Source organism: Streptomyces sp. NPDC020801, assembly GCF_044334385.1.
In the GTDB taxonomy this organism is placed as follows: domain Bacteria; phylum Actinomycetota; class Actinomycetes; order Streptomycetales; family Streptomycetaceae; genus Streptomyces.
This window is the reverse complement of the sequence record NZ_JBIRST010000050.1, coordinates 1-16,058: the sequence shown is the minus strand read 5'-3', so window position 1 is coordinate 16,058 and position 16,058 is coordinate 1. Positions and strand designations below refer to the sequence as shown.

Below are 16,058 nucleotides of genomic sequence, written 5' to 3'. Positions count from 1 at the left end.
TGCGCGACGTGGCGGAGAACCGGCAACTCGGAGACGTCACCACCCTGACCGACTCCACCGTCATGGACCTCATCCAGACCAAGCTCCCGGCGGCGGACGCGAAGTAGCCCTTCGTCCCCTGCCCGATGCCGGACGGCGCCTCACGCCGTCCGGCATCGCCGTGTCATGAATGCTCACCAAGGGCTTCGGCGAGCCCTGACCGCCCGGTGATACCCAACTTGCGGTAGCACCTGCTGAGATGCAGCTCCACGGTCCTCAGCTCCACGAACAGTTCCCGGGCTATGGCCCGGTTCGTCAGGCCCTGTGCGGCCAGGCGGGCAACTCGTTGCTCGGCCTTCGTCAGGCCCTGAGGGCCTTGCCGCTCCTGTCCGGCGGGCCGGTAGCCGATGCGCCCCAGTTCCTGTTCTGCTCTTCGGCAGATGCTCGTGGCACCGCAGCGCTGTGCCACCTTCAGCGCCTGCTGCAGGTGATCACGGGCCTCGCCGTGTGCGCCCTGGCCGGCGAGAAGTGCTCCCTGCTCGGCGAGGGCTTCGGCGTAGACGAGGCGGCAACTCGTTGCTTCCGACAAGGTGACCGCTTCCCCGAGCAGGCGGATGCCCTCGGTGCCGCCCGCGATCACTGCCGCTGCCCGCAGGGCTACTGCGATGGTCTCCGGGACGCCCCAGGACCGCGCCAGATCCAGTTCCTCATCGATCAGTACGCGTGCCTGCCGGGTCTCACCCAGCAAAGCGTGCGTGAGGGCGGCCTCCGAACGCCACGGCAGCACAGCCGGCGCTCCCAGACCTCGTGCGCATGCAAGCTCGCCGCTGTCGAGGAAGTCGGCCAGCGCCTGGCGAGGTCGACCAAGAGCGCGGTTGACTCGCCCACGGACGAGCAAGGTGAAGTCATTGGCCCAGTGCTGTGAGAGCTGCTCCGTCAGCCCGTGCTCTCGCAACAGCGCAGACGCCTGCTGCGGCTCACCCTGCTTGAGGAGCGCGTCTGCCCACATCGCGACACTGTGATTCGCCTGCGGACCTGCTCCCAGGGTGCGCAACGTCCGCACCGCGGCCTGCGCGTCGCCAATGCACGGGACAACGTTGCCGAGTCGGTAGTGCACACCCGCGCGCAGCGTGTGGACATAGGCCTGGGCCAGCCCCGGACTGTCACTCCGCAGCCTTTCGTGACTGTGATCGACATGGGTCAGGGCAAGATCTGGTCGGCCCGCCGCGGCCAGCGCGAGGACGGCACCCGTGTAGACGAACGACTCGTCCCCCTCCGGGATCACTCCCTGAGCCAGCGCCCGCTGTGCATGGGCGATGGCCTCCTGCGGACCACGTGCGGTCATGACGGACCGCATTGCGAGCAGGGCCGCCAACGAGCGCTGAGCCCCGACGTCCTCCACGTCGTCCGGGGAGAGCTGCACGAGCCGGGGCATGAATGCGGATGCGGACGGTACGTAGGTGACCTGTGCGTACAGCAGGTCGATCTCGGTGCGCAGGGCCTGCGCCGGATCGGCCGTACGCAGTTTGTCGACGGTTTCCTCCAGCACCTGAATGCCTTCCGGATACCGGTTCAGCGTGAACAGCGCACCAGCCAGGGAACGCGCTGCCGGACCTTGGACTCGCGCCGGCAGATCCAATTGCAGACCGCTGCGCAGGCTGCGCGCGCCTGTGCGGGCACATCGCGACAGCTCCGCTTCACCGAGGAGAACCAGCACAGAGGCCCGGACGTCGTCCGGAATCGGTTCATGGAGCACGCGGCGCAGGCAGGCGACAGCACTGTCGTTGTCATGGCGCCTGGCCTCGTCGGCGGCCCACAAAAGGGCCTCCACGACCCACTCGTCACCTCGACGGCATTGCAGAAGGTGCGGAGTGAGCTTGTTCCACGAGGCGCCGGCATCCAGGAGGAAACGTGCGGCCCGGCTGTGCAGATGCCGTTGCAGGCTGGGCGGAACCTCGTTGGCCACGGCAGCGGCGATCACCGGGGCGGCGAAGCGCGGGCCCTGCGCGGTGTCGTGGACGATGCCGGCCTGGGTCAACGTGTGGATGGCGTCGTCCACGGTGGTGACGGAAAGCCCCGTCGCATGGGCGAGCAGGTCAGGCGACGGGTTGGCGCACAGCACCGCTGCCGCAACGGCAGTGCTCACCACCTCATCGCCGCCGGACCGGATGTCCGCCATCACCGACCGGCCCAGGTCCCGCGGCACGTACCGCAGGATCTGGCCGGCTGTTGCGGCATCCGGCGCTGCCCCTCTGGCCCCGATCTGGGAGAGCACTTCGTACAGCGCCGACGGAATGCCCGCGGTGGCTTCCTCACACGCCTGTACGAAGGCCTCCTCCGCTTGTCCGCCCAGAAGGTGTTCTGCCAGGGCACCCACTTCGTGGGCTCCGAACGGGGCAAGAGTCAACTGGTGTTCGAGGCAGGGAAGAAGGTCACCGATCTCAAGTCCGCCGTACGCAGTTGCGGCCTGAGGAGTCAAGGCGGCAACCACCGCGAGCGGTTGAGTACTCACCCTGCGCAGCAGGCGGGTCAGCCACTTCAAGGACTCCCCGTCGGCAAGGTGAACGTCATCGATCGTGAGCAAGGTCGGAGTGCGGAGGAACGCGAGGACCGACTCCCCGGCATGTGCAAGGGTGAGCGGCAACGTCGAAGCCTTGACTTGGACTGCGGCGTCCGGAGGTTCTGGTACCGCGCCGACATGGCGGTCCTCTTCGATGCGTGACAGGATCCGGCGCGCCATGCCGAACTCCTGATCCGCCGGATCTCCCGCGACACGCAGTACACGCCAACCTTGCCGAGCTGCCTCAGCGGCGAATGTACGCAGCAAGGCGCTCTTGCCCAGTCCCCTCTCACCCCTTACCACCAGCCTGGCCCTGGACGCGGGCGAAGCGATCAACTCGCACAGAATCGCGAGTTCTCGGTCTCGTCCTATCAACACGGCGGTCAATTATGGCGGTTGATGCAAGGGGATTCATCCCTGTCCACCATCTGATCTGTGGGTACGCACTGTGCGGAGAACGTAACTGAGAGCCGTCCGGCGCGGCCATCGGACGGGCACGCCCCGACAGGGCTTCGGGCAGACGGGTGCGTCGTCGGTGCCGACCCTCGACCGTGACGCCGGCCGCCCGGTCGGCAGACACCGCGCTCCCGCAGCCTTGTCCCCGTGACCCGGCGAGCATGCCCGATGAGACCCGTCGCCTCGCCCTGGACCGGTTCGATCCTGGAGTTGGCCGGCACCCTTTTGCGGACGAGCCATTCGAGTTGGGGTCGTGAGCCGGTGTGGAGGCAGGTGGTGGCAGGGAAACGCCGGGACCAGTATCCGTACTGCCCTGGGAGAAGGTCTGACGGCACCCCCGGCCGAGGAGACCCGGCGATGCTCAAGTCCCTGCCGATGACGACGGCATGGTGTATCTCAGCGTCTGTGCGGTAGGTCATGGACTCACTTCCTCAACCAAGGCCGGACGAGAGACGTTGCCGTAGGCGCTTCTCGCCCGGCCGCTGCCGGCAGATGTCGGTGACGCGGCGCCGGAGACGGTAGGCAGCACGGACAGCACGCCTTCACAAAGGGCACGCCAACTGGTTCGAGGCGCGCCGGACTCCGCCTGGTCACCAGGCGCGGGAATCGCCGGTCGATGTCGATGGACGGCACTGCGTTCCTCGTGGCGGCACCACTTGGTGCAGCAAGTAGTTGTCCACGAGACCGGTCAGGCACACGTTGTCGGAGAAATAGGCGCCGTGTCCCTCACCTTCGACGGCGATGTCCACGCCGACGCCGTCGCCCAGCGCGCGTGCCAGGTTGCGCGCACCCGCGAAGGGAGTGGCGGGATCTCCTGTCTGACCGATGACGAGGATCGGGCCGGCGCCGACGGCCCGCACGTTCGGATGGGCGGACTTTCCGCGTACCGGCCAACCGGAGCACTCCGTCAGCCGTGCTGCGGCTCCTGGACCAAAGACGGGTGATGCATTGAGGAACTGGGGAAGCAACTGAGCAGCTCGGCGGTCACTGATGCGTTCACTGGTGTCGGCGCAGCTGATTGCCGTGTGCGAGGCCTGCTCTGTGCTGTAGTGCCCCTGCGAGTCCCGCCCGAGGTACAAGTCGGCCAGAGCGAGCAGGATGTCCCCCTGGTGATCGTCCATGGCCTGGCTCAGCCCCTTGGTCAGGGCGCTCCAGCCGTCCGACGCGTACAGGGCTGCCGCCACACCCAGTTCGGCCAGATGAGTGGTGAGTCTCCGGTCCCCGGCGGTGGGGAGCGGGTGTGCGTCCAGCCGGCGCAGCAAGGACGTGATCCGATCGGTGCCTTCCTGGCCGCCGCGACCAGTCGGGCAGCCGGCTGTCTGCCGGGCGCAGTTCTTCATGTAGTGCTCCAGGGCGAGCTGGAAGCCCCTGGTTTGCTGCAGGTCGGACTGCACGGGGGACAGGCCAGGATCCACAGCCGCGTCGAGGACCAGCTTGCCGACCTTGTGCGGGAAGAGGTGGGCATAGACGGCGCCCAGCTGTGTTCCATAGGAAACGCCGAAGTACGAGGTCTTCTTGTCACCGAGAACCTGTCGCAGCAGGTCGATGTCCCGGGCAGCGCTCTCCGTGTCGAGGTGCGGCAGGACCTTGCCGGAGTTCTTCCGGCAGGCAGCGACGTACTCCCGGTCTGCCTTTCTCAGCAGGTCACGTTCCGCGGGGGTGTCCGGCGTGGGGTCGAGGGCGAAGTAGTCGTCGAGGTCGGCTCCGTTGAGACAGGTGACACCGCGGCTCAGTCCCACACCGCGTGGGTCGAAACTCACGAGGTCGTACCTGGAACGGAGTCTGAACAGTTCGCCGCTGTACTCGGGCAGCGTTGCGACGCCTGAGGCGCCGGGCCCGCCGAAGTTGAAGATCAGGGATCCCAGACGCTTGTCCGTGCGCTCCGCCCTGGTGCGGATGAGAGCGAGCTTGATGGTTTCGCCTGCCGGCTCGGCGTAGTCGAGGGGAACCCGGAGGGAGGCGCATTCCCAGGCTGAGCCGGGTGCCGCGCCTTGGCCTTCGGAACGGTCCGGGGCCGCGCACGGGTGCCAGTGCACCTTCTGCTTCGTCAGTGTTGCGGGCAGCGGCGGTTGAGTCGTCGCATGTGCGTCCGTACGGGAACCGTGGGGGCCCGGCGCACCGCATGCCGGCAGGCCGAGCAGAGCCAGGCTGATCGCGGCGCATGTGAGGTTGCGCAGGCGTCGCTTGCATCGGGTGTCTGCCGCAGTCCGGGGCATGGAGGGTTGGCGCATGAGTGCGGAGGGTCTTCCTTGAGAAGGATCATGGATGGAGCCCGCGCCGGCAGCCCGTGGTGCAGCCATGACGACATGCGCTGGGATAAAGATGCCCGGGACGGGTCCTTGAGACGCTAGCGACGCCGGGGCCTCCGTGGCTCATGAGCCGTTGCATACCGTGCCGTAGGTCAGAAAGTGTTCGGTGCCGGGTTCGGGTCCTTGGCACGTGGGTGTCCCGGCTGACCGGGAGCGTGCCGGCGATGCCGAGAAGTCGGCCCTCGGCCGGCCGGTCGCCCTGCGGTAGCGGCGGCTGTCGGTCTGCGCGCCGACCAGCGCCTTGGATGTCCGGCCACTGCGAGGCGCCGAAGAACGCCTTCGGCGGGACGCAGAGGTTGTTGGCGTAGTTCAGCGAGCCGCCGCCGACGCCCGCGCCGGCCGGCACCATCACGTTGACACATCTGTGTACTCGGTCGGCTTCGCCTCCGTGCGCATCGAGGACGGGCACCGAGACCCATGTCCCGTACCGGTCCGAAGCGTTAGCGGACTGGGGGTCTGAAGGGTCACCTCGAAGGCGCACGGGTGATGGGATGTGTCTGTTCAGACCTCGCACTCCCCGCACCTCGTGCGGGGGGACCGCGTGCCATCGCCCCACCCCAGAGGAACGCTGCATTGTCAACCTCGACAGAACGTCTCTCGCTGCCCTCGGCCTCGACGGTCCGCCACCAGGTGGAACAAGCGCTGCGTGACTTCCTCAAGGTGCGCCAGTCCGGGGCGGAGGGTGAACCGCCCATGCCAGAGGGAATGCCGCGGGTTCTGGAGAACTACCTGCTGCACGGAGGCAAACGTCTGCGCTCACTGTTGTGCGTGACGGGATGGTACGCAGGCGGAGGCCGGCATCTTGCCCAGTCGGTGGTCCAAGTGGCGGCATCGCTGGAGATGTTCCATGCTTGCGCGCTGCTGCATGACGACGTGATGGACGACAGCCGATTGCGCCGCGGACTTCCTACGGCTCATCGCTCGCTCGCCAGAGAACCCGGAGGGGTGCGGGCGCAGCGGTTCGGGACGAGTGCCGCGATCCTCCTGGGAGATCTGGCGCTCTCCTGGTCCGACGAACTGCTTCGCACGGCCGGTCTCACGCCCCGGCAGCTGAGGCTTGCCGGAGCCGAGATGGACAGCATGCGCCGAGTAACCGTCTACGGGCAGTACCAAGACCTTCTCTCGGCGCACCTGCGTAGCCTGCATGCCGAAGAGGCGCTGTTCATCGCGCATTTCAAAACCGCTCGGTACACGGTCGACGCACCCTTGAGAATCGGCGCGGTGCTTGCCGGGGCCGAGCAGGAAACGCTCTGCCGACTGAGTGAGTTCGCCATCCCCTTGGGGATCGCATTCCAACTGCGCGACGACGTCCTGGGCGTGTTCGGCCGGCCTGAGGAGACCGGAAAGTCCTGCAGCGAGGACCTGCGTGAGGGTAAATGCACGCTCCTGGCGGCACTGGGCGTGGCGGACGCTGATTCCGCGGACGCGCGGCGACTGAGGGAACTGCTGAAAGGCCCCCTCACCGGCGCGCAGGAGACCGAGGCGCGCAGGCTGCTGATCAGTACGGGGGCGCGGGAGTCGGTGGAATCGCGCATCACGCATCTGCAGCAGGAGGCCCTCGATGCCCTCACGAGCTCCGACCTTCCCGCGGAGGTGGTCGAGTCCCTGCGTCACCTCGCCGCCCGCCTCACCGTGCGGACGGCGTGACTTCCGCCCTCGTCGCGTTGTTCGCCGCACAGCGGTGTGGCAGCGTGCAAGCGCGATTCCCCCCGTGCGAGACCCCCACACCCCCGACTGTCGCTCCACTTGAGTACGAAACCGGATGCAATCGCCACGATGAGCGCCCCTGCCCCGCGCAAGCACGACGACAAGGACGCCCGGCACTCCGCCGCGGCCGCCGGCCTGGTGTTCGGCTTGGCTCTAGCCGTCGGCGCCGCCCTGGCCCCCAGCCCGAGTCCCGGGCACCCCTCTCATCAGGAGGACGGGCGGAAGGCAACCCACCGGCCGATCCCGTCCCCCAGGCACACGACCGGCGATGCCCCAGCCTGCGAACAGCCCGTCAAGGTGTCTGGTCCGACGTCCATCGTGGTTCCCGAGAGCGACCGCTACACACTCTGTCTCAACGGCAGGACGTCCGAGCCCTGTGTGAGTTCGGCCTGCCGCTGACCTGAGCGGCAGGCGCGAACGCCATCGTCCACGCCCCTCTTCGGCAGGGAGAGCGTGCGTCGCCTTTTCCGCCATGCCCTACCGGTAGGCTCTCTGCTCGCTCACGGCTTGCCACTGCGGTCATGATGCAAGGGAACGTTGCTGCACACTGCGGAGTGTCGGGCCTGGACGCAAGGGAAGCCTATGACGATCCATGGACAAGGGGACGACCCCAAGTCGGCGCGCGGCCACGGACGACGTGGTGCCGTGGCCGGAATGACGCCGGCAGACCTGCTGTTGGCGTCGGCAGCCCTGGCCTACGTGCTGGTGATCTACATCGTCGTCGACCCTCCCTACCTGCCCGAGCGCGGCCTGTGCTGGACCGATTGGCTCTACGTCTCCTGGGTGGCGGCGGACATGGCAGCGGCGCTGTCGCTGTTGACCCGCCGCCGTTGGCCGTTGCTCTTTGCCATCACCTCCGTGATCGCCCGATTCGTCACCGGCGCGGTGGCGACGCTTCCGATCGTCTTCTACACGCTGATCTCTGCCCGGCGGTATGTGTGGGCCGGAATCGGCGCCGCCGCCGTCTGCGTGGCATTCGTGCTCGACTTCAGAGACCAGATGCGTGGCTATTCCTACGGCAGCGTGCCACTCACCTTGGTGTACGCCTTCGAAGACATCGTCTTGCGTGAGATGATCCCGTTCGTCGCCGTCCCGGTGCTGCTCGCCGTCACGGTTCGGGAACATCGGCAACGCATCGACAATCTGCGGACGCTGAATGGGAAGTTGCGGCGCGAGCGAGAACTGGTGGCGCAGAACGCCGCGTTGACCGAACGCACCCGCATCGCAAGGGAAATGCACGACGTCGTGACACACTATGTCGGACTCATCGTCCTGCGGGCCGGTGCTCTCGAGTTGACCGCCGGCCGCGCATCACCAGCCGGACAGGACGCGACCGTGATCGCGGATCTCGGGCGCAGGACGATGCTGGAGCTGCGGGACCTGCTTCAGGTGCTGCGACAGGACGGCATGGGGGAGAAGGTGGCCCTCAGCCGCGCAGGGGAGGAACCCTTCGACCTGGACTTGGCAACGTTGTTGTGCAGCGCGCACGAAGCCGGCATGCCCGTGTCCTGGACGCTCGACGATGCTCTTGCAGAGTGCCCGGTGCCGTTGAAGTACGCGATTTACCGGATCGTACAGGAAGCGTTGGCGAACGCCGCCAAACACGCCCCCCGGTCCACGGTGCACGTGGCAGTGGGGCAAGAGGCGGGCACGCTGCGGCTGACCGTTCGGAACCCGGTGCCGCCCCTGGCGCAGCCGGGCTCGGGCCAGGCCGGAACAGGCAGCGGATTCGGCCTGATCGGCATGAGCGAACGTGCCGAGCAGTTGGACGGTCATGTGACGGCGGCCGTCACCTCGGACGGGTATTTCCAGGTGCTCGCAACCTTCCCGCTGAGACGGACGCAGGCCTCGATCGCGTGACTCGGGCGGCCCGGATGGACGACACAGCGATCGACGGCTCCCACATCAGCGCTGTCCAAGGGGAGACCAGGTCGGCCCCTCATGGTCGACCGGGTCCGCCCGGGGGCCAAGCACCACCTGGCTGTTGACAGGAACCGAACCCCGCCGGCGGTGCGAGCCCGGGCGTACGGGCCGCCGGAAGGCGGAACTCCAGGAAGAGCAGAATCCACCCGGTTTCGGCGTCCTCGACCCCCAGCAGCTCCTGAACCAGCCGCCGCGCCCGCTCCTCGCAGTCGTCGGGGCGTCCGATGCGCGCCAGGGCCGGCAGGTGTGGGCTGCCGTGGTGGCCGAGGCGGGACACGTTTCCCTGCACGTCGTTACAGAGAGAGCCCCCGCGTGGCGTGCCGTCCCTACTCTGCGGGCGGGATGAGTCCGGCCTCGTAGGCCAGGATGGCCGCCTTGACGCGGTTGCTGCAGCCGAGGATCCGCAGGATGCGGCTGACGTGGACCTTCACCTGCGACTCGGACAGGTTGAGCCGGGCTCCGATTTCGGCGTTGGAGCAGCCCTGGGCGAGCAGGGACAGGATCGCGCGGTGTTCTTGGGACAGGGGATCCAGCTGCCTACGGGCAGATGAGATGGACTGCGGCACGGCGAAGTGCTGCAGCAGCGTTCGGGTCATGGAAGGAGAGATGATCGCTTCCCCCCGTGCCACGACCTTCACCGCATCGATGAGTTCCTCGGGACGGATGTCCTTGAGGAGAAAGCCGTCGACCCCGGCCTGCAGCGCGGTGTAGAGGTACTGGTCCTGGGCGAACGACGTCAGGACGATGATGCGGGGCGGGTGAGCCAGGCGCCGCATGGCCAGAGCTGCGGACAGCCCGTCCATGGCGGGCATCTGGATATCGGTAAGGACGACATCCGGCCGGTGGATGATGGCCGCGGCGACCGCCTGCTCTCCGTCGATGGCGTCCTCGACGACGGTGATGCCCTCGTCGGACTCGAGTATCAACCGCAGGCTCTCTCGCGTGAGCTGCTCGTCATCCGCAACAAGGACCCTGATCATGGCTGTTCACTTTCGGCCTGGAAGGAGGCGGTGGGACCCAAGGTACCGGGCCCTGCGATGAGCCAGATCCGGACCGGGACGACTCCGGTGCAAGGTGGAGACCTGCGACCGGGCTGCGGTCAGGGTGACGGACGCCATGCCGTGCCCCGTCGTAGCCGTGACGGAAGTTCAGATGGTCTCGTCCCTGCGGTCGATGGCTGGAACGGACGTTGCTCCTTCACTCGACGAAATGCTCCCAGGCCGGTGCTCTCCCTGTGCCGGCTTCGGGGGCCGGACGACCTGGAGTCACTGCGTTCCTGAAAGGAAAGTGAACAGCGATGCCCCACCACCGCAACACCAAGTGCAAGAAGAAGGCAGTCATCGGCCTTGTCGTCGGAGGATCCGTCGCCGTGGGCGCGGCCGCGGTCCTGGCGAGCAGCGCGCAGGCGGCCCGCGTGAACACGCATGGCGACGATGCCCGGGCAGTCGGTGGGAGGGGCGAGGGCTTCTCGCCCTTCCTCGACGCCTCGGACAGCCGGGCACCCGAACTCGCCTCCACCGCAGCGGAGAACGGCGTCAGGTCCTTCACCCTCGGCTACCTCAAGCGCAGTACAGGTTGCGCCGCCGAGGGCGGAGACGAGGTCCTGGCGCAGCTTGGCCGACTGCGCCAGGGCGGGGGAGACGTGAGGGTTTCCTTCGGCGGGGACGGTGGCGACCTGACGCCCAGCTGCTCTTCCGCGAAAGCACTGGCGGCTGCCTACGCCAAGGTCATCGACAAGTACAAGATCACGAAGGTCGACTTCGATGTGCAGGGATTCGTCCTGAACATGCCTGATCTCAACCCACGCCGGTCCCAGGCCATAGCACTGCTGCAGAAGAACCACCCGGGCCTGGACGTGTCGATCAGCCTTCCCGCTCTGGCCAACGGCCTCACTCCCAACGGTTTGAAGGTGCTGTCCAGCGCCAAGGAGAAGGGAGCCAGGGTGTCGACCGTCAACATCGTGACCGCCGATCCCGGGGACAGTGCTGCCGGCGACGACCTGCTGAAGGACACGACCAGCGCCGCCACCACCACTCAGCGACAGCTCAAGTCCACACTGGGGCTGTCGGAGACGCAGGCGTGGAAGTCGCTCGCCATCACGCCCAGGATCGGCGCGAACGACTTCGGCAAGCGGACCTTCACCCTGGAGAACGCCAAGACGTTGGTGGCCTTCGCCAACTCCAAGCATGTGGGGCGACTGTCCATGGACTCCATGAACCGCGACAAGCAGTGCCAGGGCTCGTCCGGCGGAGCCAACGCCTCGTGCAGCGGTGTGCGTCAGGAACCGTTCGCCTTCAGCAAGATTCTTGGCTCCTACCGCGGTTGACGGATCGGCCGGGGAAGGGCGGGTTACTGAGAACGAACAGCGGCGGGCGAGCCCGGCAAGATCCGCACTGGAGCTTGCTCTCGTACCGGCTGCCAACCGGGATGCCGAGCGGGGACGTTCGGCATCGGGAGCCACCGCGGCGGCCGAGACGGTGGATCGACGTCGTCGAGACCGCCTTCGGCGGTGCGCGTCAAAGCGGGATGGCACCCGTGCATCGGCGTGATCCTTGATCCCCGGATGCTTTCCGGGTGCCGCCGGCCCGGGACCATGCCGCGTTCCGGGTTCCGGTCGGCTGCTCCGACCTGGCCGACAGGCCTGTGATTCCCCCCCCGAACGGCCTGTTGGTCAAGTCGGGAGCAGCTCTACTGGGCCCCGCCGAGCCATCGCTCGGCGGGGCCCAGTCCTGTGCAGCGGCCAATGCGGCTCAGGGTCCGTGGTACCGAAGCATGTTGATAGGTCGGGAATGGTTCGGTTGTGACGGTGATCCAGTGCTGATGAGATTGAAGCGGCTCCACATCCGGTGCCGGCACGGACAACCGCACGAGGTGGCAACGCACTCCCTTCCCCTTCATCTTTGGCAAACGGCGAACGGGTTCGGGTCGGATCCGTCGCCGGGCGTCGCGTGGCAGCGCGGTCACTCAAGCTAGTGCCCGCCCCATGCCGCCACCCGAACGAACTTTCGTGGCGCGCCATCGGTCACCGCCGTCCACCTCTTTTCCCGTCGGTCGCTCCGCCCTTGCTGCGACTCCGGCACCGGGGCAGCCGCCGTTTCACCCTGCCGTGGTACCGCAGCGTCCGAATGGTCCCACCGCTCGGTATCCCAGACTTCCCAGGGATCTGAACGCCCTGGGAGATTCCGCACAACCTCAAGGAAAGGTTCAGCAGCATGAATCCGCAGACTCAACAGTCCCCTCCGACAGCCGATGTTGTGTCGTCGAACCGGCGTCATGGCGCGCGCTCACCGCGTCTGCGCTTCGCGCTGACCGGTGGCGCAGCGATCGCGCTTCTGGGCTGTGGCGCCGCCTTCGCCACCGCAACCACGACGCACCACACCCCGGCGACCGACGGCTCACCGGTGCAGCATGCGCAGAAGGCAGCCACTACGGGCTCGGACGATCTGAGGTCGACCGGCGTCAGGACGGTCGGTCTCGGCGATGTCGACCCGTATCGCGAGAATGTGAAGAGGCCCTACTTCGTTGCCTACGGATGATCTGAGGGTGCTTGAACGGTCCGCGGCTACGACCAGGACAAGGAGCGGCGGCTGTTCCGGGAGCGGGGTACCGGCCCGTGGTCACCCAACGCGGTCGGCGATCACACGACACCCACTCGGGCATCGTCCGCTGTGGCGCCGACCGGACCGTCCTGGCTGCACGACTGTCCGATGTCCTCGACTTGTTCACGTTGTGCCGTGGACCGAAGTGCGCAGGCGCAGGCATCAGGACATCCTGAGACCGGCCACACCGTCGAACGGTCGTTGAGGCAGCGTCATCCTCAAGTTGATTCCTGCGGACATTCGTTGAGGCTTCACTCTGGCCCACGAGCCCACGATCACCGGGGTTTTTGCGGCCCTGAGCTGCTTTCTGACAGACGACCAAGGGAGACGACGTGTCACCGCGCGCAGCGAGACCGTTCACCTGGCCCTTCCCGGGCTCGCCAGCACCGGAACCGGTCTGGGACGAATCGCTGTGCCCGCACGGCCACGAGGTACCTGACGAACCGTGTCTTGCGGATTCGGTGGCGGTGCTCATGTCCTGGACACAGGATCGGAGCACGGGCGACCTCGCCCGGCAAGCCAGGACCAACGGTGACCTGACGGCCGGTGGCGGGACCGCTTGGCCCTCCGGTGACGGCTGGGCGGACGGCCGGACGCTCAGGCCTGACATGCCGGCCCTCGCCCTTCCAGTGCATGAGGCAGGGTCAGCTCCTGTGCACTGAGGCCGGGTCGGCATCGGCGCAGAGCCATCAGGCGGTCCCGTCCGGGCCGGACGGGACCGCTCTGGGAAGATCCGCTTGGCGTTCTCGGGGTGAGCCGCCAGAGGCGGCCGACAATTCGGGAGCCGGGGCCTTTCATGGCGATCGCACGAGGATGGCTCAGCCGTCACGCAGGATGAGTACACATACTGGCACCGCAACCCGCGCACGGCCAGTTGCTCAAGTCGTCCCGGGAGGCGTCGACTTGACCATCCGCCAAAACGAGGTCGCCGACAGCCGAGCGCTGGATGACGTCGGGCTTGCTGTCATCCAGCACTCGGCGACCTCGGAAACCTGCTGACGGCTCTGCTGCGGAGAGGGTGGCGACCCCTGGCACAGACGTGACGCGGACCTCTGTCCGCCCTGTCGTGCGCTGAGTGCCGGAGCAGCCGCTCTGTGGCAACGGCTGTATCCGTACACCTCAAGGGCTCGTGCTCGGCGTGAGGCCACCGCGCTTGACTCGCTCTGCCGCAGGCATGGGCGCCGATCGCCGTCCGCTCAATAGTTGATGGTGTGCGTGTGGATGATGTCTCGAGCCCGTCCGCCGGTGCTCAGGCCGGCTTTGGGCCGGCTCTCCACGAATACTTGCGGAAGCCGCCCGGCGTCGTGCGTGCCATTACGTCGATCGTCTTGTTCCAGTTGCCCCCGTCTGGGCCTTTGGCGCTCCACAGGTCGAGCAGGGAAGCGCCGACGCGTCCCTGGCACTCGTCACCGGCATCGAAGGCCCGGTCATCGGACAGGTCCACCGAGACACCATTGGGGAAGGTGAACCGGTGATCGCCCAGGGCGTACGCGGCGACGGCGTCGGCGAAGCCCTCCGTCCAGGCGCAAGAGACGGAACTGCGCTTGTTGATGTAGTGGGGGGCGCAGTTGGTGACGTGGGGAAACGCCTTCTTGTACAGCTGGTCCTGGAAGAAGTGCCCGGCCTCGTGCAGGGGGAGGTGCCTGGAGGCAGCATCCTTGGCGGTGAGGAAGACGAAACCGGTGCGGTCGTCGTAGAAAGAGCCAGTTGTGGCTTGCGCCGACCAAACGAAGGTCAGTGGAGTACAGGAGCCCGTGGCCTCGTGGCGAGTCCAGCAGGCGGTAGGACTGTGCCGCTTGCTCTACAGCGCGTTGACCGTGTCTGCGAGCTTCCAGGCGCCGGCCTTGGCGGCCGGCGGCTTGACGACACCGAGATTCTGGTTGCCGCTGACATCGTGCTTGCGGGCCGTGTCGAAGAAGGTGACCTGGTTCGGCTGGGTGGAGTTGCTGATGACCTTCCACAGCGGCGCGGTGCCGTTCGGTGATGCCGCCCGTTCTGAACCGGGAAGGTTGCCGTCCTCGCTGGTCGTCCGCGGATGGCTCGGGTTGCCGGCGAACTCCCCTTGGGTACGGCCGGGGGTACCGCCGGTGGCAGGGCTGGTGGCAGGGCTGGAGTGTCGGGCAGTGTCTGTGGATCCCGTTCCGGCCGACGCGGGGGTGCTCCGGGCCAGGAACCTGACCCAGAGCTCAGGTATGGAGGACTGGATGGTGTTGCGGCAGATGCGGAACGAACCGTCAGCGTGGCCCGGTCACCGCATCAGCGCCGGCTGCCGAAGTCCTGGGTCCACCACGGGCCTCCTTGGCCCGAAGTCACGCCCACCCCGATGTCCTTGAGGCCGCAATTGAGGATGTTGTCGCGGTGGCCGGTGCTGTTCATCCAGGTCCGCATGACCGAGACCGGGTCCGGCTGGCCGAAGGCTATGTTCTCGGCGTACGACATCCAGTGATAGCCGGCAGCCGTGATGCGTTCGGCCGGGCCCGCGCCATCGGGGTTGGTGTGACTGAAGAAGTGCCGGGCTCGCATGTCATCCGAGTGCCGCTGCGCAGCCTTGCTCAGGACGGCATTCGGCTTCAGGGGTTGGCATCCGGCAGAGCGGCGCTCGGCGTTGACCAGACGAACGATCTCTCCGACCAGAGCCGTGCGCTTGCGCGTCGCGGTGTTGTCCCGGCTCGACGGACCGGCGGCCTGCTGATCCCCGGGGGGAGCGGCGGTCTTCGGGGTTTCCACGTGGGTGGCGTTCGGCTTCTGGGAGGAGCTGTCTGCCCGGCCGTCCGAGGAGCTGTTGTCAGGCGTGCCGGCGGCGGGGCTGCCCGACTGGGGCGTGGTGCAGCCCATGGCCACGCCGACTCCAGCCCCGCCGACGGCGAGTCCGGCGGCGACCGTTGCTGCCTTGAGCGCCAGTCCGCGCGTCTTCCGGTACTTGTGGCGGGAATGCTGCCTGAGCATATGGTCCTCATTTCTTGAGTGACGGCCTTTCGATGCGGGACGCCGCCGAAGCCCGTGTGTCCGGCAGAGCGTTTCGAGGCCGTGCCATGAGGTGGTCGTGCGGCAGGGCCGCCTGGCACGCGAACCGGTGGTTCCTCCTCGTTCGCGGCACGCCGTCCGGCGTCGGAGCTCGGCGCTGCCCGACGGCAACGAGTGAAAAGCAAACGAAAGTTCGATGGATCGGCCCCGGGGAGGATCCCTGGCCAAGGTGCCTGCGTACGGGCGGTGACCATGGGCCGTTCATCTGAGTCGGGATTTCCGAGGTCCAGGGGAGCCGGCAGCGAGGCCGCGGCCGGGACGGGTGCGTCGTACCAGACGGACCTGCCACCACGGTCGCCCGGGCCGGCCGGCGTGAGCGCGGGGAAGCGTTGAACGCTGCGGGTGGTCAGCAGCTGCCGAAGGTGTGCTTGACGGTGCCGGTTCCGACGAAGGTTTGACCGAACTGGTTCCGGCGGCTGATGACGGTGACGGAAGTTGTTCTTTGACTTGTTGCGGTCCACGCGGCAGGTCCGGCCACCCCGTCACCCACCGGAGCACCTG

Annotated in this window: 10 protein-coding genes; 5 read left to right on the top strand and 5 right to left on the bottom strand. The window is 67.3% G+C overall.

From position 1 onward, the window contains the following. Positions 1-163: 163 nt before the first annotated feature. Both ACH4UM_RS41230 and ACH4UM_RS41225 read right to left on the bottom strand, forming a co-directional pair. The gene (locus tag ACH4UM_RS41230; RefSeq protein WP_398191653.1) at positions 164-2,917 is read right to left on the bottom strand and encodes an AAA family ATPase; all 2,754 of its coding nucleotides are present in this window, start codon (positions 2,915-2,917) and stop codon (positions 164-166) included. A 668-nt stretch (positions 2,918-3,585) separates the two neighbouring features. Next, positions 3,586-5,211, bottom strand: a complete 1,626-nt coding sequence (locus ACH4UM_RS41225) for an alpha/beta hydrolase (protein WP_398191656.1) — start codon at positions 5,209-5,211, stop codon at positions 3,586-3,588. A 666-nt stretch (positions 5,212-5,877) separates the two neighbouring features. Here ACH4UM_RS41225 and ACH4UM_RS41220 point away from each other — a divergent pair. The 3 genes from ACH4UM_RS41220 (at position 5,878) to ACH4UM_RS41210 (ending at position 8,871) form a co-directional block, all read left to right on the top strand. Continuing rightward, complete coding sequence (locus ACH4UM_RS41220) at positions 5,878-6,951, top strand: polyprenyl synthetase family protein (protein ID WP_398191651.1); 1,074 nt, start codon at positions 5,878-5,880, stop codon at positions 6,949-6,951. Between the two features lie 129 nt (positions 6,952-7,080). Continuing rightward, on the top strand, positions 7,081-7,410 hold the full coding sequence (locus ACH4UM_RS41215; RefSeq protein WP_398191648.1) for a hypothetical protein: 330 nt from the start codon (positions 7,081-7,083) through the stop codon (positions 7,408-7,410). A 183-nt stretch (positions 7,411-7,593) separates the two neighbouring features. Further along, entirely contained in the window at positions 7,594-8,871 is a 1,278-nt protein-coding gene (locus ACH4UM_RS41210; RefSeq protein ID WP_398191645.1) for a sensor histidine kinase, read from the top strand. 389 nt (positions 8,872-9,260) lie between these two features. On the opposite strand, the gene ACH4UM_RS41205 is transcribed toward ACH4UM_RS41210, so the two are convergent. After that, positions 9,261-9,914: a response regulator gene (locus ACH4UM_RS41205; RefSeq protein ID WP_398191643.1), complete on the bottom strand. Its 654-nt coding sequence runs from the start codon at positions 9,912-9,914 to the stop codon at positions 9,261-9,263. A 317-nt stretch (positions 9,915-10,231) separates the two neighbouring features. Between ACH4UM_RS41205 and ACH4UM_RS41200 the strand changes: the two genes are divergently transcribed. Next, positions 10,232-11,260, top strand: coding sequence for a chitinase (locus ACH4UM_RS41200; RefSeq protein WP_398191641.1), 1,029 nt, complete (start codon positions 10,232-10,234; stop codon positions 11,258-11,260). 886 nt (positions 11,261-12,146) lie between these two features. Next, positions 12,147-12,470 carry a hypothetical protein gene (locus tag ACH4UM_RS41195; RefSeq protein ID WP_398191638.1) on the top strand — a complete coding sequence of 108 codons (324 nt, stop codon included), beginning with the start codon at positions 12,147-12,149 and terminating at the stop codon, positions 12,468-12,470. Between the two features lie 1,312 nt (positions 12,471-13,782). On the opposite strand, the gene ACH4UM_RS41190 is transcribed toward ACH4UM_RS41195, so the two are convergent. Both ACH4UM_RS41190 and ACH4UM_RS41185 read right to left on the bottom strand, forming a co-directional pair. Then, entirely contained in the window at positions 13,783-13,977 is a 195-nt protein-coding gene (locus tag ACH4UM_RS41190; protein ID WP_398191635.1) for a hypothetical protein, read from the bottom strand. A gap of 812 nt (positions 13,978-14,789) precedes the next feature. Further along, positions 14,790-15,368, bottom strand: a complete 579-nt coding sequence (locus tag ACH4UM_RS41185; protein ID WP_398191632.1) for a CAP domain-containing protein — start codon at positions 15,366-15,368, stop codon at positions 14,790-14,792. Between the last annotated feature and the right edge of the window lie 690 nt (positions 15,369-16,058).